The 18,850-nt window shown below is 59.7% G+C and carries 17 protein-coding genes; 11 read left to right on the top strand and 6 right to left on the bottom strand.

The features are described from left to right. Nucleotides 1-8 precede the first annotated feature (8 nt). From JMY24_RS34470 to JMY24_RS34460, 3 genes are all read left to right on the top strand, one after another. Nucleotides 9-263 (top strand): DUF2513 domain-containing protein, encoded by a 255-nt coding sequence (locus tag JMY24_RS34470; RefSeq protein WP_236597662.1) that lies wholly within the window; start codon nucleotides 9-11, stop codon nucleotides 261-263. A 196-nt stretch (nucleotides 264-459) separates the two neighbouring features. Next, entirely contained in the window at nucleotides 460-2,058 is a 1,599-nt protein-coding gene (locus JMY24_RS34465; RefSeq protein WP_128595149.1) for a SagB/ThcOx family dehydrogenase, read from the top strand. A gap of 195 nt (nucleotides 2,059-2,253) precedes the next feature. Next, nucleotides 2,254-2,742 (top strand): cache domain-containing protein, encoded by a 489-nt coding sequence (locus JMY24_RS34460; RefSeq protein WP_128595148.1) that lies wholly within the window; start codon nucleotides 2,254-2,256, stop codon nucleotides 2,740-2,742. Nucleotides 2,743-3,107: 365 nt separating this feature from the next. Here the strand turns inward: JMY24_RS34460 and JMY24_RS34455 are convergent, their stop codons facing one another. From JMY24_RS34455 to JMY24_RS34430, 6 genes are all read right to left on the bottom strand, one after another. Beyond that, complete coding sequence (locus tag JMY24_RS34455; protein WP_128595147.1) at nucleotides 3,108-3,272, bottom strand: FmdB family zinc ribbon protein; 165 nt, start codon at nucleotides 3,270-3,272, stop codon at nucleotides 3,108-3,110. An 878-nt stretch (nucleotides 3,273-4,150) separates the two neighbouring features. Then, nucleotides 4,151-5,338, bottom strand: coding sequence for an IS91 family transposase (locus JMY24_RS34450; RefSeq protein WP_128595146.1), 1,188 nt, complete (start codon nucleotides 5,336-5,338; stop codon nucleotides 4,151-4,153). A gap of 9 nt (nucleotides 5,339-5,347) precedes the next feature. After that, nucleotides 5,348-6,223 (bottom strand): tyrosine-type recombinase/integrase, encoded by an 876-nt coding sequence (locus tag JMY24_RS34445; protein ID WP_201703751.1) that lies wholly within the window; start codon nucleotides 6,221-6,223, stop codon nucleotides 5,348-5,350. Between the two features lie 577 nt (nucleotides 6,224-6,800). Continuing rightward, a complete protein-coding gene (locus tag JMY24_RS34440; RefSeq protein WP_128595144.1) occupies nucleotides 6,801-7,328 on the bottom strand; it encodes a DUF4142 domain-containing protein in 528 nt (175 codons plus the stop codon). 347 nt (nucleotides 7,329-7,675) lie between these two features. After that, the gene (locus JMY24_RS34435) at nucleotides 7,676-7,945 is read right to left on the bottom strand and encodes a YbdD/YjiX family protein (protein WP_128595143.1); all 270 of its coding nucleotides are present in this window, start codon (nucleotides 7,943-7,945) and stop codon (nucleotides 7,676-7,678) included. Nucleotides 7,946-7,947: 2 nt separating this feature from the next. Further along, complete coding sequence (locus JMY24_RS34430; protein ID WP_128595142.1) at nucleotides 7,948-10,008, bottom strand: carbon starvation CstA family protein; 2,061 nt, start codon at nucleotides 10,006-10,008, stop codon at nucleotides 7,948-7,950. 842 nt (nucleotides 10,009-10,850) lie between these two features. On the opposite strand from JMY24_RS34430, the gene JMY24_RS34425 reads away from it, so the two are divergent. The 8 genes from JMY24_RS34425 to JMY24_RS39735 all read left to right on the top strand — a co-directional run bounded on the left by JMY24_RS34425 (nucleotide 10,851) and on the right by JMY24_RS39735 (nucleotide 18,662). Then, entirely contained in the window at nucleotides 10,851-11,669 is an 819-nt protein-coding gene (locus tag JMY24_RS34425; RefSeq protein WP_128595141.1) for a helix-turn-helix transcriptional regulator, read from the top strand. Nucleotides 11,670-11,897: 228 nt separating this feature from the next. After that, nucleotides 11,898-13,289, top strand: a complete 1,392-nt coding sequence (locus tag JMY24_RS34420; protein WP_164853504.1) for an MFS transporter — start codon at nucleotides 11,898-11,900, stop codon at nucleotides 13,287-13,289. A 97-nt stretch (nucleotides 13,290-13,386) separates the two neighbouring features. Further along, nucleotides 13,387-15,084, top strand: a complete 1,698-nt coding sequence (locus JMY24_RS34415) for an FAD-dependent oxidoreductase (RefSeq protein WP_128595140.1) — start codon at nucleotides 13,387-13,389, stop codon at nucleotides 15,082-15,084. Between the two features lie 29 nt (nucleotides 15,085-15,113). After that, a complete protein-coding gene (locus JMY24_RS34410) occupies nucleotides 15,114-15,293 on the top strand; it encodes a hypothetical protein (protein WP_128595139.1) in 180 nt (59 codons plus the stop codon). An 83-nt stretch (nucleotides 15,294-15,376) separates the two neighbouring features. Continuing rightward, on the top strand, nucleotides 15,377-16,672 hold the full coding sequence (gene hmgA / locus JMY24_RS34405) for a homogentisate 1,2-dioxygenase (protein ID WP_128595138.1): 1,296 nt from the start codon (nucleotides 15,377-15,379) through the stop codon (nucleotides 16,670-16,672). Between the two features lie 21 nt (nucleotides 16,673-16,693). Then, nucleotides 16,694-17,962: a fumarylacetoacetase gene (gene fahA, locus JMY24_RS34400; RefSeq protein WP_128595137.1), complete on the top strand. Its 1,269-nt coding sequence runs from the start codon at nucleotides 16,694-16,696 to the stop codon at nucleotides 17,960-17,962. Nucleotides 17,963-17,975: 13 nt separating this feature from the next. Beyond that, nucleotides 17,976-18,326 (top strand): glutathione S-transferase N-terminal domain-containing protein, encoded by a 351-nt coding sequence (locus JMY24_RS39740; RefSeq protein ID WP_413231293.1) that lies wholly within the window; start codon nucleotides 17,976-17,978, stop codon nucleotides 18,324-18,326. A 78-nt stretch (nucleotides 18,327-18,404) separates the two neighbouring features. Then, nucleotides 18,405-18,662, top strand: coding sequence for a glutathione S-transferase C-terminal domain-containing protein (locus tag JMY24_RS39735; RefSeq protein WP_413231292.1), 258 nt, complete (start codon nucleotides 18,405-18,407; stop codon nucleotides 18,660-18,662). The last annotated feature ends 188 nt before the right edge of the window (nucleotides 18,663-18,850 follow it).

The raw sequence follows: 18,850 nt of genomic DNA, 5'->3' as shown, positions 1-18,850 counted from the left end.
AGGAGATCGTGAAACGCGATATGTATCTGGCACTCGCAATATTGAAGACTCTCGAGGAAAACAAATCCCCGCACCTCAGCGAATTTGACATTGAAAGCGCGCTCAAGGATGCGTTCGATGTTTCGAACCGGGGTGTGTGGTATCAATTGAACCTGCTGGCCGACGCAAATCTCGTCCGCTCGATGGGTAGCGACTGGCGGCTAACCTGGGATGGCCACGAGTTTTTGAAGTCGGCGGTCCCGAATACCTTCGAAGACACCTGAAGGGTGACCTAAGCGCTGGAAACATCCCCCGGCTTTTGTGCCCCCGATTGCCGGGGCATCGCACGGGAGGCGCCGAACGCAATAGCAGTTTGCCGAAGCGCATTCGATTCCACGACTTGATGACGACCTCGCGCCAACGTCCAGCGAGCCGGTTTTGTACAGCCGCATGTGCGGATATTCCTGGTCTGAGGGGAATATGGACCGGTTAAAGTATGCGATGCTTGAATATCACGAGCGCAGCAAGCATCGCGTCAGCGGCTACGCCCCTGGCCCCGGGAAACTCGACTGGGCAACACAACCGGATCCGTTCCGGGTGTTTCACGGCGCACCGCGCATTGCTCTGCCGTTAGCCGCGGATAGCCTGACTACACGCTACAACGAACTGCGCTGCGGCGCTTTGCCGCCCGCGCGCAGATTCGATCTTTCCAGTCTGGCAATCCTGTTCGAACTTTCGCTCGGCCTGTCGGCGTGGAAATCCTACGGCACCCAGCGGTGGGCACTGCGCTGCAACCCTTCGAGCGGAAATCTACATCCGACCGAGGGCTATCTTCTGTGTCCGACTCTGCCCGGCTTGTCGGGTGGGGTCTACCATTACCTGAGCCGGAACCATTCCCTTGAATGTCGCGCTGCAGTGGATGACGAACGATGGAGCGAGGCGTTCCCGCAAAGTGGCGTCCTGATCGGTATAAGCTCGATCCCCTGGCGCGAGGCGTGGAAATACGGCATGCGCGGTTGGCGCTACTGCCAGCACGATTGCGGCCATGTCATCGCCGCGGTGAGTTACGCAGCGGCAGCGCTTGGCTGGCAGACGCGGCTGGCGGAGTCTGCTGCGGACGACGCAGTCGCCAACCTGCTTGGATTGAACCGCGGAGAAGATTTCGGGAAGGCAGAAGCAGAGGCGCCGGATGCCTTGCTCTGGATCGGCAACCCCGAATCGCGGCCTGATCTTGAGCGCATGCTGATCGCCTTGCATAGCGCACAGTGGCACGGACGCGCGAATCAGCTGAGTCCGGGACATGTGAAGTGGCCGGATATCGATTCGATCCATCGCGCCACGCATAAGGCCCGTACTCGCGATCCAACCTTGCCGGATCTGGAGCTGCATCCGTCGCCCGCGGCACCCGCCCTTGATCTCAGCTTTGCCCGGATCGCGCGGCAGCGTCGCAGCGCGGTGAATTTCGACGGTACGACGTGTATCACCAAGGCGGCGTTTTTCAGCATGCTGGCGTGCTTGTTGCCATGTCATGGCACGCCGCCGTGGAATGCACTGGTGTTTCCTGCAGCAGTGCATGCAGCGCTAATGGTGCACCGCGTGGGCGACCTGGAGCCGGGCCTGTATATGTTCGTGAGAAATCCGGGCGCACTGCCGGATCTCAAGCGGTCTCTACGTCCAGAATGGCTGTGGCAAAAGACCGGCCCCGATCATCTGCCGCTCTATCTTCTACTGCCTTACGATTTGCGCACCACGGCAAAGTCGATTTGCTGCCACCAGGATATCGGCGCCGATTCCTGCTTTGCGCTGGGGATGATCGCGGGATTCGGAATCGCGTTGAAGCAGCCATGGCGTTATCGCCATCTGTTCTGGGAATGCGGCATTCTTGGCCAGGCGCTCTATCTCGAAGCCGAAGCCGCCGGCGTGCGCGCGACAGGGATTGGCTGCTTTTTCGATGATGAAATGCACGCACTGCTCGGCGTGGAGGATCACACCTGGCAAAGCCTGTATCACTTCACCGTCGGCCGTGCGGTAGACGATCAGCGCCTGTCCACATGTCCACCGTATGAGGTTCAGCCTTGAAGCGAGAACCTCATGCGCCCGGCGATTGAACGTCACACATAGTTCTCGTTTTCCTTATCAATGCACGGCGAACCAAACGTATTGGCGTGAGAATAAAACGGAACGCGACTCGCCCCCATACGAAGAATAGAACCGTCGGCGGAAAGCTTGCTTTGCGGCTCAAGAGCGTCGCAGTCAGCGGCCGGAGACAACGCCATGAAAACGAAGCCCTTCTTGATTGGCCTCTTGCTCTTGGTAGGCTTGCTTGGTGCCGCGTCGCCCATATTTGCCCAGTCATCTCCCCCGCCGTCCGAGAAAACAAAACTGGTCGAAGCGCTAGTAAACAAAGCCGCAACTCTGATTGACAGTAAAGGTAAGGCGGCTTTTTCCGAGTTCAGAGTGAAGGGCTCCGAGTGGTTCCACGATGACACATATCTATTCGTCTACGACATGGAGTCGAATGTACTGTTAAATCCTGCCTTCCCAGCCCGTGAAGGGACCAAGGTAACCGGTCAAAAGGACGTCGATGGTAAGTTGTTTCATGACGCCATGATTTGGACGGCCCAAACCAAAGGATCGGGATGGGTCGACTATATGTTCCCGAAACCCGGGCAGACCCAACCATCGAGGAAATGGACCTACGTGAAGGAGGCGAAGATCGATGAAGTCCCAGGCTTGGTCGGATCGGGCTTCTATTTTGAGTAGCGTCAGACTGACCCATCACAAACGCGAGCTGAGAGTACTTTTCGACGGGGCTCTGATACGTTGGCTGCTGCGTTACGTCCCGAACTTCGGCCGTTCGTCAAGGTCTTTCGACCGTCTCTTCATGTGGCCGATCTACGACTACCACCGTGCGCATATCTCACGCGGCCCAAGTTTCCATAAGCTCGGATCGTTCACCCGAAACAGATCGGGTAGCTCCGGAGCAGCTGCTGGCGCCCGTCTTTGGCCGAACTCGGTCACGTTTAGCTCGCGCACAAGTTTTGTACGCGGCAACACATCCACCGCGCAGACGTCATTCGTTTGGGAAGGTGTCACCGCACCAAAAAGCGAATTGATGTGGGCAGAGCTCAGCTCTTTCTCGACGTCTTTGCGACAAACGGCGTGGGTATATGTTGAACCTGTTCGCTTCCGCACTTGGGGCAGTGCGGATGGGCGGCTTCATGCTCGGCGAGATGTTCAACGTGTTCGAACGTCTCGCGGCACTTTTCGCAACGGTATTGGTAAGTCGGCATGGCATCGGTTTTCGCGGTGCAAGGGCCATCCGTGACGGCGGCCGGTGATTGGTGCGCTATGCGCGGGTCGCAACGGAAATCGGAGCGCAGCTCATGTCGGGAAAGTGCATCACTACTGGTAAAAGCGCTGCCGCTGATCGTAATTTGCGATATATCGCACGAAACCCCTATCGCTGTGGGGCTCTTTATTGTGCGGCGCGACATCAATGTTTGTGCCGGTGTATCCAACCCATATGGTGTGAATCAAGCCACTGGACCATCCCCTCTTCTGGGTGATCGTGCCTGTGCCGTTGCGCCACCATGAACCCGGCGACCAACAAGACCGCCAAGCCGACAACGAAGGAGATCATAGACTGGGTCATGGCAGCCTCCTTATCAGGTCGCAACCATGCTTATATTGTAGGTCAGTGCTCACCGAAGTGGCGTGCGACGAGCACACGCATCCGCGGATCGAACGGCAGCTTGCCGGGCCACATGCGACGTTCGAATGACCCCGTGACCGCATCGGCGACTGGCCGGTCTTGTTTAGGGTTGTAGGACGCCTGCCCTCATCCTTCGACGCGTCAACTCGCCCCGACGCCAGCGGGCAGGCGTCCTACAAGCCCCAAGGGAGGAAACCGCGGAGTGTTCCGGCATGGTCTGAACGTTTCACCGCTATGGCGATTTGTTCGATCACGTTGAGGGCATGGTGGATATGAACGCGGATAAATCTGAGGTTAGACAGGCATGATCGCGGGGACGGCACAGCGGTGGGTTGTCATCGCGCCGACCCGGCCAGCGCCAGACTGCCTGTTTGGATCGATAGGCACAGGGGTCTGCTATTGGCTCTCGTTGCCGAAGAGCCGACAGTCGGATTGTGCATCCTGACACGATGGTGTTCATGCGTGGACCCACTCGACAGGCGGCGCCCGGATAGGTCTGCTGCGCTGGAGTATGTCGATGATGATCATTGGCGAACCGCAGTGCCGGCAAACGAAGGTTGGCGGTATCTCCACGGTGGATACGACGTTGGCACTGAGGCCGACACTGTTAGGCGCGACGTCCAGCAACTCGCGTATCGTCGCGAGATTCCCGCGCCGCGATGGGTTCGCGAGCAGACCGTAGTGGCGGATGCGGTGGAAGCCGCCAGGCAGCACGTGCAGCAGGAACCGGCGCACGAACTCATCTGCCTGGAGCGTCATGGTCTTGTTACGTGTGCGTCCGTCTACGCGGTAGTCCTTCCAGCGGAAGGTGACGCCATGTTCGTCGAGCGCGACCAGGCGTTGGCTGGAGATCGCCACCCGGTGGGTATAGCGTGACAGATAGGCGAGCACTGCTTTGGGCCCTGCAAACGGGCGTTTGGCGTATACCACCCACTCACATGTACGCATTGGCGCAAGCCACCCGGCAAAGGCTGCCATATTGTTGAGCCCGGCGTATTCGCCGAAGAAGCGCAACTGGCCGCGGCGATAGATCGCTTCCAGCTCCTCGAGGAAGCGTCGCCGGAACAGGCGCGAGAGCACGTGCACCGGAAGGAAGAAGCCTGGCTTGCACGCTACCCACCTGCTTCGGTCCGGCGCCAGCCCACCACCGGGAACGATGCCATGCACGTGGGGATGATGCGTGAGCGCGGAGCCCCAGGTATGCAACACGAGAGTGGCACCGATCTGTGCCCCGAGATGCTTCGGATCGGCGGCGATGGTGCGCAATGTCTCGGCCGCGATATCGAACAGCAGCCCGTAGATGACGGCCTTGTTGTAGTACGCAATCGCGCTGATCGCAGCCGGCAGCGTAAAGACTACGTGGTAGTACTCGACGGGCAGAAGATCGGCCTCACGCGCTTCGAGCCACCGGCGCGCAGCGGTAGCCTGACACCTCGGACAATGTCTGTTGCGGCACGAGTTGTAGGCGATCTCGATCCTGGCGCATCCCTGGCAACGCAGCACGTGCCCTCCCAGCGCCGCGCTGCGGCACTGTTCGATCGCTGACATCACCTTCAGTTGCCCGAGGTTCAGGTGAGCGGATTGGCGCCACGCTGGACCAAGAGAGCGAAAGACGTCGGCTACCTCGAGCGCGCAATGCGCCACGACGGCTATCTACGCAGGATCCAGACCATCGAGAGGGCTGACCACCTCACGCAGAATATCGGTGGCGACCTGGGCATAAAGCGCTGTGGTCTCGAGCTTCTTGTGCCCAAGCATGACCTGAATCACGCGGATATCGACCTTCTGTTCCAGTAGATGGGTGGCAAAGCTATGGCGCAAGGTGTGCATGGACACACGCTTGTCGATTCCAGCGGCCTCGGCGGCCGCATGGACCACCCGATTGAGTTGACGGGTGCTGAGCGATTCAATCGGGTCGAGCCCGGGAAACAGCCAGCCGCCGTCGAGCATCTTGCCCTGCGCCCGGGCCACTCGCCACCAGACCCGCAGGCGCTCAAGCAGCACCGGGGACAGCATCGCGTAGCGGTCCTTCTGACCTTTACCCTGTTCAACGCGCAGCGTCATGCGCTGGCTGTCGACGTCTCCGACCTTCAGGGCCACCACCTCGCTGGCACGTAGTCCTGTGCCATAGGCTACTGCGAGCGCGGTCTGATGCTTGAGGTTACTGGCCGCCGCGATCAGCCGACCCACTTCGTCGCGGCTGAGTATGACGGGCAAGGTACGCGGAAGATAAATCGGACGCATCTTCGCCATCACCTCCCCTTGACCGAGCGTGGTGACAAAGAAGAACTTCAATCCGGTAATCGCCGCGTTCAGGGAAATCGGCGACACACCGCGGTCAACCAGATGTAGCTGATAGCGCCGCAGGTCCTCGACGGTGGCGGTGTCAGGCGAGCGACCGAGAAAGACGGTGAACTCTCGAACCACACGAAGATAGTTGGCTTGCGTGGCTGGCGCGAGGCGGCGCATGCGCATGTCGTCCATCATGCGCTGGCGTAGCGGACTGATGCCCTGGCTGGGGGTAGTCATGGCTGGGCTCCTGTTGAGCAACGAGGCGGAGTGCCTCATTGCTCAACATAGGAAACCGGCTGAGTTTCCTATGAAGAACCACCGCGTTCAAACGGAGTGCATACCGCGCGAGCGGTTTAGTCCCCTGGCCGGAGCCGGTCCGACGCCGACCGGCTCCGGTCGACCCGACACGGCCGTTTGGTCGGGAGGATTCTAGCGGCGCTTCCTTAGCTACAACGGCCATTCGCCGAGGGGCGCACCGGCCGCCTCGGTCGCTCACCGACGGAATCTGCACGTCGCCGCAGCTAGGGGAGGTGTCGTCACTGCGTGCGAGGCTTGAGCACCGTTGCCATGTATTCCGTCGCAAAGTTGACGAATGCCTTCATCCGGGCCGGCATGACATGCTCCGCAGTGAAATTCGTTGGTCTCGGCTGCGCAGAAAGTGTGCCTGGGCGCTACCTGATCGGCGGACGCCGCCTGAAATGCATCGGGACGCGCGCAGTATCGAGCGCGTCGCACATCAGCTCGAGGCCGGCATTGTCGGCATCAACGAAGGTGCACCCGCAAGCGAGGCTGGCTCACCCGAATCACCTGGGGATTACCAGACCCGTGCCGATTGCAGTCGAATCGCATGGTCGAGATGCAAGATGAAAATCACGCGGGCTCTGACGAGCAGCGCCTTCAGTTCCGCGTTCTTCGCGGCGGGAAGCAGCGTGTTGTCCACCGCATGAACCAGTCGCTGGTGATATGTGATCTCCTGATAGAGGTAGTCTCCGTCGAACGCGTACCCATCGGCCGCATTCAACCTGGCGAGGTTGTCATCCCCTTCGTTTCGGAACGCCTCGCTCATCCTACTATTTTCGGGGTAAAGCATCTGCCTCTGCGTCAATTCGACGGCTGATTGATACAAGTCCCGGTGTTCTGCGATCATTTTTCCAGCGAAATTCCGGATGCTTCTTCTCTGGCTTCGGCTTTGCGCGAGGTTGCCCGCCTCGATTTCGGCTCGATTCGCGACCATGAGGATGGCGGCGATTTGCTGGTCAGCGTGTTGCGCGTGTACGTCATCCATGGGCAGCGACAATGCAGCGAGAAGCACCAGCGCGGCGGCTTTGCGGCTCGGGATCATCTTTCGCCTCCGGTTCGAACCATTGAACGGACACGTCTGCTGCGGTACTGCATTGACCGGTTGCCGTACCGTTGTAGCCGTTGCTTTCCAAGGTCCCATTTTAAGCCCGAGACGCGCGGTCGAGTGGCCTGTATCAACGCTGAGCGACGTTGGAACGTCCCGGTCGTGGGAAGGACGAACGCCTCTTGATGGCCGAGCTGGGAAGCTGGCGATCGGTCCATCGACCCAGCCTCGCAAAAGCGGGCAACGGGAAGCATGAGTGAGGTGATCTCGCTCCCGCCGCGTCTAGAAATCAACTCGCGCGTTCTCTGCAAAAGAGGATGGCCATACAGAGGACGCGGGCCGGGCTAACAGCATCTCGGTCCGTTGCGATAGTATTTCCGATCGACGGCCCAAGTGAAGAACTCGCCGCGCGACATCAGCGGATCGCACGGATGACGGGAGGCCATGTGCTCGACATAGCGTTCATAGTCGGGCATGCCGAACATCTGCATGCACGCTCCGCGCATGGTGCGCGCAAGTTTCGAGAGCCGTGTCGCAAGTGCAGTGCTGCCGGGACGGTTGTACGTGCCCTTTCCCGGCATCGCCACAAGTTTGCCATTGAAGATCGTTTTCATGGTCAGGTCCCCTGCGCGCGCACAACAGCAGGCGTCTCGACGACGGTGGGCTGCGCCTGCCTCCGCGCCTGCAAGCAGATCTTGACAGCGAAGACGCACATTGCGATTACCAGCACGACAAAGAACCCGCAGACCATTGCGTCCAGGTAGTTGTTGAAGGCCACCCGCTCCATTTCGGCAAGCGACTTCGCGGGAGCAAGCACGGTCCGCTGTGCGGCGGCATCGCTGAACTTGTGCGCCAGCGCAAGGAAGCCGATGCGCGGATCGCTGTGGAAGATCTTCTGGACGCCGGCGGTGAGCGTTGTAATCAGGAGCCACATAGTGGGCACCAGTGTCACCCAGACGTAGCGCTCCCGCTTCATCTTGACCAGCACGCTGGTGCAGAGCAGCAGAGCGATGCCAGCGAGCATCTGATTGCCCACGCCGAAAAGCTGCCAAAGGGTGTTGATGCCACCCAGCGGGTCGACTACGCCCTGATAGAGAAAGTAGCCCCAGGCCGCCACGCAGATACCGGTGCCCAGCAGGTTCGCGGGCAGTAACTGGGTGTTGCCCAGGGGCCGATAGACGTGGCTTAGCATGTCCTGAATCATGAAGCGGCCGACCCGTGTGCCGGCGTCCACGGCGGTCAGGATAAACAGCGCCTCGAACAGGATGGCGAAGTGATACCAGAAGGCCTCCATGGCTTGGCCGCCGAGGGCATGGCCCAGAATCTGCGCCATGCCTACGGCGAGCGTCGGGGCACCGCCAGCGCGCGACAGGATGCTGGTTTCGCCGATGTTCACGGCTGTCTGGTTGATTAGTTCCGGCGTGATGACGAATCCCCACCCGGACACGACTTGCGCCGCCTGTGCGGCGGTGGTGCCGATAATTGCCGCCGGGGCGTTCATGGCGAAGTAGATGCCCGGATGCAATACGCAGGCCGCCGTCAGCGCCATGACTGCGACGAATGACTCGGCGAGCATGCCGCCGAAGCCGATCAGGCGCATATGCGACTCGCGCTCGATCATCTTCGGTGTGGTGCCGGAAGATATCAGCGCGTGAAACCCCGAGACCGCTCCGCAGGCGATCGTAATGAACAGAAACGGAAAGAGCGCGCCGGAGAAGACCGGGCCGGTGCCATCGATGAAGCGTGTGGTCTGCGGCATCGAAAGAGCCGGGGCGACGACGTAAATGCCCACCGCGAGAGCCACGATCGTGCCGATCTTCAGGAACGTGCTGAGGTAGTCGCGCGGAGCAAGCATCAGCCACACCGGCAAGCTGGAGGCGATGGCGCCGTACAGAATCAGGGCCCACGCCAGTTGCGGGCCAGTCAACGTAAAGATCGGTGCCCAGGTGGGATCGCTGGCTACCGTCTTGCCCAGGACGATCGAGACGAGCAATAGCACCACACCGAACAGGGAGGCTTCGCCCACGCGCCCCGGACGAATGAAGCGCATGTAGACGCCCATCAGCAGCGCGATCGGTATCGTCGCCGCGATGGTGAACAGGCCCCACGGGCTGGCCGTGAGCGCCTTGACCACCACCAGGCTCAGGACAGCAAGAATGATGATCATGATCGCGAGCACGCCGACCAGAGCCAGCGAGCCTGGAATCGGGCCCAGTTCCATCTTGATCATTTCGCCAAGGGATTTGCCGTCCCGGCGCACCGACGCGAAGAGCACGACGAAATCCTGCACCGCACCGGCTACCACGACGCCTGCGAGGATCCATAGCGTGCCGGGCAGGTAGCCCATCTGCGCTGCCAGCACCGGACCGACCAGAGGACCGGCGCCAGCGATTGCGGCGAAATGATGGCCGAACAGCACCCACCTGTTAGTCGGCACGTAATCCATACCATCGTCGTGGCGTTCGGCCGGGGTCTGGCGAGTATCGTCGAGCCGCAGCACGCGTTCGGCAATGAACTTGCTATAAAAGCGGTATGCGATGAAATACACGATGAGGGCTGCGGTCACCAGCCACACCGCGTTCACACTTTCACCGCGCCCAAGCGCGAGCCTGGCGAAAGCGAGAGCGCCAACAGCGGCCAGCACACCCCACACGAGAATGGACGCAAGCTTGTTCATGACGTTTCCCTCTTTCGAACAATGCGTGGCGGAACCGATGATGCGCAACTTATGTACCGGCGCGCTTCAATGTTCTGCCGCTGAGCAGCAGGCCTGCTTGCCCGTTTTACCGGAAAACAGGCTACACCCAGCCCCGAGGTGGCCGCAATGCGCGATTCCCCGCTCGTGCCACGCCGTGCGGCACCGCGGGTGCGTCGCTCATATCGGTGTGGCCAGATCTGTTACCGCGATTTTTCGCAGGGTTTGTCCAAACATCCGCTCATTCGCGCCCACTGCCTATCGTGATTGGCAACGGCTAAACTGCAAAGGTCCTCCTTAATCTTGCCCCGCAAGTCTGCGGTGCATAGGCGACGAAATGCCAATACGTTTGCGCCGTAACCATTCCCGAATGGCGACCGTCACTTCACTTTCTTCGAACATCATGGCTCGACGACCTTTACCTCGGGACCATCTTCCGATGATATCGAGCACGGTTATGAACTGTGCCCAGTTCCTGCTGCCGCCCTCGCGCGAGGGAGTGGCGACTCAAATCTGCTGGTCTGTAAAAACATTGCTGTCGCAGCTCTTGGGCGCTCGCTGCCTACCACGATGGGCAGCATCCGACCCCGAGCGGTCGCACACCTCAGCTCGACATTAATGACCGCTTCCAGATTCCAACGGGCATCCGATCCACTCACACATCGATAGAGGTCAACGAGGGTGCCAATGCTCGAGAGTATTATGGTTACGATTGCATCGTGTTGTCCGCCCGTTTTATTCGAAAGATTCGGCGAGAACGAAAGCGAACGATTCGTCCGGGCGGCGCTTAGAATCGCCTTAATCGAAACTTTCCGAAGCCAATCATGCGCTCATGGCGGCTCGAACGTCCCTGCCTCTCAGGAAACCTAGATCTTTCGCGGGCGACGAGCCTGGTGTCAGCCATTGGGTCCGATGATGCCAATGCGTTTGCCGCGGAAGTCTTAAAGTTACTAGGGGATGCCGCAGGCATCTCGCAGTGCACCGTGTTCGCGTACGAGTTCAACAATCGTCCTCGAACTGTCTCCGTGGCAGACCACCGCGGCGGCCGATTCCTGCGCAATGTGGCGGATACATATGCCAAGACCTTTTACGCGCTGGATGGGAACCAGACGATTATCTCGGCGGCCCGTCCTGAGAAACTCGATTCAGCGGTCCTCCTCCACCAGCAAGCCATCGAAGACATCTCGCATGAGGGATATCGAGCCGCCTGTTATCACCAACCTGACGTGTCGGGCCGACTCTCCCTTTTACTGCAGCCGTCGCAGGACATCTGGCTCTCCGTCAATCTCTACCGCGACCGCAGGCGCGGAAATTTTCACCCGAGCGAAATCGCGCTGATCGAAGCCTTTTCTCCGCTCATCGCTCAATCCGCCAAACACCATTACGCGCTGTGCGGCCAAATTCAGACCGGCATTCCGCACCTGATGTTGGCGCGCGTCCGTGGGATCTGCCCGGATTTATCGAAGCGAGAGCTCGATGTGCTCCGCGGTGTTTTGGAGGGCCGCACCGCGCAGGAAATCGGCGAACTGATGGGCGTCAAGGCGTCCAGCGTCGTGACCTATCAGAAGCGCGCTTATCGCCGCCTTGGCATCTCAAGCCAGCGTCAGTTGTTCGCCCTTTGCCTGGCTCCAGGTAAAAGCTGATCCCGCGCTGCCCCTTCCATCCGACATCGGCCGCTTATGCGGTCGCCTAGCGCCAAGGGTTTCCACTAGTCCTTTCGCCTTCCAAGTCGTACCCAATTTGGGGACAGCGCCTGTCGGGGGTACTCGCATACTCCAGTCATCGCCATACCTCGCCTCCCTGACGAGCCTGACGCGATTGCATTGAGTGCTGTGGCACTCGACATAGACTTGAATCTGGAGACGACTCACATGGAAACGACTCCGTTGGCTGACCGTAGCCCACTTCCTGGCGGCCCGGAAAACGGTTCTGGATCGGGCGCTTCAACGCAAGAGCAGCATGTCATCGCCAAGGTATCTCGACACCTGCTCTGGTTTCTCTTCATCCTGTTCTTCTTCTCGTTTTTGGATCGAATCAATGTCGGATTCGCTGGACTAACGATGATGAAAGATCTTGGTCTTTCGGGAGTCCAGTTCGGTCTGGCCACGACGTTGTTCTATATCGCCTACATTGCATTCGGCATTCCGAGCAACATCGTTTTGGCACGCATCGGTGCGCGAAAATGGATCGGGACCATCATGATTGCATGGGGTCTGGCCTCCACGGCGACCATGTTTGCGTCGAGTCCGGGCACGCTTTACCTGCTGCGCATTGTGGTCGGCGTGACGGAGGCCGGCTTTCTGCCGGGCATCCTGCTTTACATGACATACTGGTTTCCGAGTGCGTATCGCGCGAGAGCAAATGCCATGTTCATGATCGCGATGCCGGTGACTGCCGCGGTCGGTTCTGCGCTCTCGGGATACATCCTGGGATTGGACGGGACGCTCGGACTCAAAGGGTGGCAATGGTTGTTCTTTCTGGAAGGCTTGCCTTCGGCGATTTTGGGCCTGGTCGTATTCGGTTATCTGCGCGACGGCCCTGAAAAGGCACCCTGGCTCAGCACCGATGAAAAGCGCACGCTCTCGCAAGCGCTCGCTGCCGAGCACAAAGCCGATCCCGTGCCGCACACGCCGGCCACTGAAGAGAAAAGCCTTCTCAGCGAACTCTTCTCGCCGGTCGTCATCAAGTTCGCACTCGCTTATTTCTGTCTCGTCAACACGCTCGCCATGGTTGCCGTGTGGACGCCGCTGATCGTAAAGAGCTTCAGCGCCGACGCGAGCAATCGCACCGTTGGTCTTCTGGCTGCGATCCCGCAAATCTGCACGATCGTCGCAATGATCTGGTGGGGAAGGCGCTCCGATCGCAAGCAGGAACGCAGATGGCATCTGATGCTGCCGATGCTTTTCTCCGCTGCTGGCTGGCTCTGCACGGCCTACTCGACGCTGCCGATGGTCCAAATGCTGGGCATCTGTTTAGCTTCGGCCGGATCGTACACCGCCATGTCGATCTTCTGGACGACCCCCGACCACGCGCTGAGCTTCCGTGCCCGTGCCGTCGGCATCGCGGTGATCAACGCCACCGGCAACATCGGCTCGGCCTTGAATCCACTGGTGGTGGGCTGGTTGAAAGATCTGACGCATAGCTTCTCGGCCGGATTGCTCTATGCAGCAGCACTGCTCGTAATTGGCGCCATCGTGGTTGCAGTGTTGCCGATTCAGGCTAAGCGCCCGCGCCACGCCGAATTACCAAATAACGCTAGCTAGTGCTTGTCGCCTTTGCGCAAGCCAGACGATGGCGGGATGCCAGCAATGAAAACCGGTCCCGCATGGTCCCCATGCATATTAGTTCCAGGAGCAAACGATGGAATTCAAGACTTATCCCTTCACTGCAAAAAAGTATGCTGCCACCGTTCCGATGCTTGACAACGGCATCGAGACGAAGCGACACGCAGTGACGATCGTTGGCGGTGGGCCAGTCGGACTGACAGTGGCGCTCGGCCTCGCCAATCATGGTGTTCCTTCTGTTTTGATCGAAGCCGACGATTCCGTTTGCTATGGGAGCCGGGCCATCTGTATCTCGCGCCGGAGCCTCGAAATCATCGAGCGCCTGGGTGCAGTGGACGGGTTTCTGAAGACCGGGCTGCCGTGGGCCGGCGGGCGCAGCTTCTACCGCGACACCGAAGTGCTGCACTTCAAGATGCCGCAGGACGACAACCAGAAACTGCCGCCCATGGTGAACCTTGCGCAATATCACATCGAGCAGTTTCTCCTGGACGCTGCGCAACGGAGGTCCGACCTTATCGATATTCGTTGGCAGACCCGGGTGAGCGCCATCGATTCTCGCCCGGACGGCGCCACGCTCCGCCTCGCGACGCCTGAAGGCGACTATTCGCTCGACACGGACTGGGTCGTCGCCTGCGATGGCGGACGCAGCGCCATTCGCGAGGCGTTAGGTCTGCAGCTCAAAGGAACGAGCTACGAGGGCCGCTATGTCATCGTCGATATCGAGCTCGAGAGCGACCGGCCGACCGAACGTCTTGCCTACTTCGATCCGTCGTCCAACCCGGGGTCCACCGTGCTGGTCCACAAACAGCCTGACAACGTTTGGCGCATCGACTACCAATTGCGTGACGGCGAGGACGCCGAACAGGCGGTGAAGCCGGAAAACGTCATGCCGCGAGTGCAAAGTCTGTTGGACATGATGGGCGAGCGCGGCGCTTGGTCGCCCATCTGGGTCACGATCTACAAGGCTAATGCCCTGACGTTGGATAGCTACCGTCACGGCCGCGTACTCTTTGGCGGCGATGCAGCCCACCTGGTCCCGATCTTTGGAGTGCGCGGCGCGAATTCCGGTATTGACGATGCAGACAATCTAGCGTGGAAGCTCGCCTTTGTGGTCCGCGGCCTGGCGTCCGAAGGATTACTCGACAGCTATTCGGACGAGCGTGTCTTTGCCGCCCACGAAAACCTCAGGCACGGCACCAAGAGCACGGAATTCATGGCGCCGCCGTCATTCGCCTTCGAGTTGATGCGTAAAGCCGTGTTGAGTCTGGCGATCAAACATGAACGCGTGCGCTCTCTGATCAACCCGCGGCAAACATCGGCCATCACTTATACGGCGTCGCCGCTCAATACCTCGGAAGCGGAGCCGGGCGCATTTGTGACAGGTCCCGTGCCGGGGGCCGTCCTCGCGGAATGTCCGTTGACGATTGTCGGAGGCGCCAACGCACGAGAAGCTTATTTGACAGATCTGATCGCCCCCTGCTTCACAGCGTTGCACTTTAGCGAAGACGGTCGGGTCCCTGAAGGATTCGCCGAACTCGGCGCGGCACTTCGAGATGAGAAGCTGCCTTTCAAGCTGATTCCTGTGACGTCGCATCTGCACCCTGAGACCACGAACGATCACAACTGGGACCATACGGGTCGGCTGTTTGCCATGTACGGCGCGAAACCCGGCACCGTCTATCTGGTTCGCCCGGACGGTCATGTACTGGGACGCTGGCACGCGCCAGCCGCCGCTGATATTGCGGCAGCAATCCACCACGCACTCAACACGTGAGCACGACCAACCTGATTAAGGAGAACGCCATGACCGACAGCGACCTCGATAGCGTCTATACCCGACTGTGCAAGGCCATGACCCAAGTGGGCGAGGCAAACACCCCACTGTTTCTCGCGCGGTTCGCGATGCTCGCGATCGATACGATTGACAACTCGGCCATCGCACTGAACCTGATCGACGATGCAAGCGAAGGGATGCCTGAGTAAGTGCATAAGTGGAGCCCCCATGCAAGCGAGGCCCCATAGCCGTGCTTTTTGGCGCCCAATGTCCTTCGTAAAAGATCGAAACCATGACACTCAACTATCAAACCGGCTTCGCCAATGAATTCGCCACCGAAGCCCTGCCCGGCGCGCTTCCCGTGGGGCGTAACTCTCCGCAACGAGCGCCTTATGGCCTGTACGCCGAGCAACTCTCGGGCACCGCATTCACTGCTCCACGCCACAGCAACCGTCGTTCGTGGTTATACCGGATTCGTCCGGCGGCCATGCACTTGCCGTTCGAGCGTATCGAGAACGCGCGCCTGCTAAGCCGCTTCGACGAAGTACCGACACCGCCAAATCAGTTGCGCTGGGATCCCCTCCCGATGCCCGATGCCCCGACCGATTTCGTGTCGGGCCTGGTGACCATGGCCGGCAATGGTGCGCCCGACGCCGGCAGAGGATGCGGTATCCACCTCTACGCCTCAAACTGCTCCATGACCGAGCGCTTCTTTTACAACGCCGACGGCGAGTTGCTCATCGTGCCGCAGCAAGGACGGCTGCGCGTAGCAACCGAAATGGGTCTACTGGAGGTCGAACCGCAGGAAATCGTTGTCATCCCGCGAGGCGTACGTTTCCGCGTGGAATTGCCAGATGGTGAGGCACGCGGCTATGTTTGCGAGAACTATGGCGCGCTATTCAGGTTGCCGGACCTTGGCGTGATCGGCTCCAACGGTCTGGCTAATCCGCGTGACTTTCTCACGCCAGTTGCTTCGTACGAAGACCTTGAAGGCGAGTTTGAGCTGGTTGCAAAGTTCCACGGCAATCTCTGGCGCGCCCATATCGACCATTCCCCGCTCGACGTGGTTGCGTGGCACGGCAACTACGCGCCTTACAAATACGACTTGCATTGCTTCAACACGATCGGTTCGATCAGCTACGACCATCCGGACCCATCGATTTTCCTGGTGCTACAAGCCCCAACCGACACGCCCGGCGTCGACGCCATCGACTTCGTTATTTTCCCGCCGCGCTGGCTGTCGATGGAAAACACTTTTCGTCCGCCGTGGTTCCACCGTAATTTCGCCAGCGAGTTCATGGGCCTCATTCATGGCGCCTATGACGCAAAGGCAGAAGGCTTCGCGCCAGGAGGTGCATCCCTTCACAATTGCATGAGCGGCCATGGCCCGGATGCCGATACATTCGCCAAGGCGAGCGAAGGGGACACGACTCGGCCTGATCAGGTCACGAATACCATGGCGTTCATGTTCGAAACGCCCGCCGTGATTCAACCGACGCGCTACGCACTCGAATCGTCCCAACTGCAAGGCGAGTACTACCGATGCTGGCAAGGCCTGAAGAAGCATTTCAATCCGGCACAGGTCTGAATTCGCACAAGGAGATACCCCATGTCATTGATCAATGAATCGCACGACCCCGCTCTGAAGAGTTGGGTGGAGCAGGCAAACCAGCGGGGAAGCGATTTCCCGATCCAGAATCTTCCATTCGGTCGTTATCGACGCATTGGCACGGACGAGGACTTCAAGATCGGTGTCGCAATTGGCGACCAGATCCTGGATCTGCAAGGCACAGGCCTGATCGACAGCCCGGACATGAACGCATTGATGGGACTTGATACGGCAGCGCGACTAGGTTTGCGTCACGACATTTCTCGAGGGTTAGCGCAGGGTAGCGCGCAACAGCAGGCATGGTCGAAGCTGCTCATCGGGCAGAGCGCGGTGGAGATGGGAGTGCCTTGCAGGATCGGAGACTACACGGATTTTTACACGGGAATTCACCACGCCACGTCCGTCGGCAAGCTGTTCAGGCCCGACCAGCCTCTGATGCCGAATTACAAATGGGTGCCGATTGGTTACCACGGCCGGTCTTCATCCATTCGCGCGAGCGGCCAGACCTTTCGGCGGCCACGCGGGCAGACCAAGGCGCCGGACGCCGTGCAACCGAGCTTCGGTCCCAGCGGAAAACTCGACTACGAACTCGAACTCGGCTATTTCGTCGGCCGCGGCAACGAGTTGGGGCAACCCGTCTCCATCGAAGATGCGGAGAGTCGTCTGTTCGGGGTGACATTGCTTAACGACTGGTCGGCACGCGATATCCAGGCGTGGGAGTATCAGCCACTCGGCCCGTTTCTGTCGAAGAACTTCGCGTCGACCGTCTCGCCTTGGCTGGTCACGACCGAGGCACTCGCGCCCTTCCGCGGGCCAATGATGCGTCCGGCAGGCGACCCGCAGCCGCTTCCTTACCTGGATGGCGACTTCAACCGCAAGACAGGAATGTTCGACATCATGCTAGAAGTCCTGATACTGACGGAGCGCATGGCCAAGGCCGGTCTCGCACCGGAACGCCTGACGCTGGGCAATGCCGGCACTGCGGCCTACTGGACGGCAGCACAACTGCTGACGCATCACACCGTCAACGGCTGCAACCTCCAGTCCGGCGATCTGCTTGGTTCGGGTACGTTGTCCGGTCCCGCAGCGGGCGCAGCCGGCTCGCTGCTCGAATTAACCGAAGGCGGCAAAATGCCGATCAAGCTGTCCAACGGCGAGCAGCGGACCTTCCTGGAGGACGGCGACACGTTGATTATGCGTGGCTGGTGCGAACGTCCCGGTGCGGTCCGCATCGGTCTCGGCGAAGTCCGTGGCACCGTGCTGGCATAAGAACAGACCATCGATGATAGAGTCCATCAAACCAGAAGCCGCGGTCTCAGAACGCGTCCTTTACATGTATTTCCGCAGCTCTGCGGCATACCGAGTGCGCATTGCGCTCAACCTGAAAGGTCTCGACTACCGCGCAGTGCCCGTTCACTTGCTTCGTGATGGCGGACAGCAACATCAGCCCGAATACCGCGCGGTTAATCCTTTCGGGCTCGTGCCTAGCTACCGCGAAGACGGTCGAACCATCCGTCAATCGTTGGCGATCATCGAATACCTTGACGAATGCCACCCCGAACCGCCGTTGCTGCGCGCCACACCTTTTGTGGCGCGCAGAGGTAAGGCAGTTGGCGCTATCGATCGCTTGTGAAATTCATCCGCTCAATAATTCGCGCGTTGTGAAATACTTGGAGCGCGAGCTACACGCCGATTAGGCTGCACGGCTAGGATGGATGCGACACTGGATGGAGACCGGGCTCCAAGCGCTGGAAGCTCTGCTGGAGGACATGGGTTCATCCGGCGTTTCTGCCATGGCGATCAACCTACGCTGGCAGACTGCTGTCTCGCACCTCAACTGTTCAACGCGCGTCGGTTCGAGGTCGATCTCTCGAAATGCCCGCGTTTGATAGAAATCGACGCCGGCTGCGGCGCCTTGCAGGCCTTCCAAGACGCACATCCGAGCAGGCAACCAGACGCCGCGATGTAGAGTTCGGCCGGCGAGCCTTTCGACAACGGGAGATGGCCGACCTTATGTTTCCGCCTAGCTTCTAGGCAGCTTGTGAGGTGAAGTATCGTCGTTTCATCACTGCTGGTTGCGTCTGACATCATGATCAGGTGTCTGAAGAGTAAGGTCTGACACGGTGCGCATGAATCCAGTCTGAGGCCCGTCGTTCG

Source organism: Paraburkholderia kirstenboschensis, from assembly GCF_904848585.1.
Lineage (GTDB): Bacteria > Pseudomonadota > Gammaproteobacteria > Burkholderiales > Burkholderiaceae > Paraburkholderia > Paraburkholderia kirstenboschensis.
The sequence above is the reverse complement of the archived record's forward strand: the minus strand, read 5'-3'. Positions and strand labels throughout refer to the sequence as shown.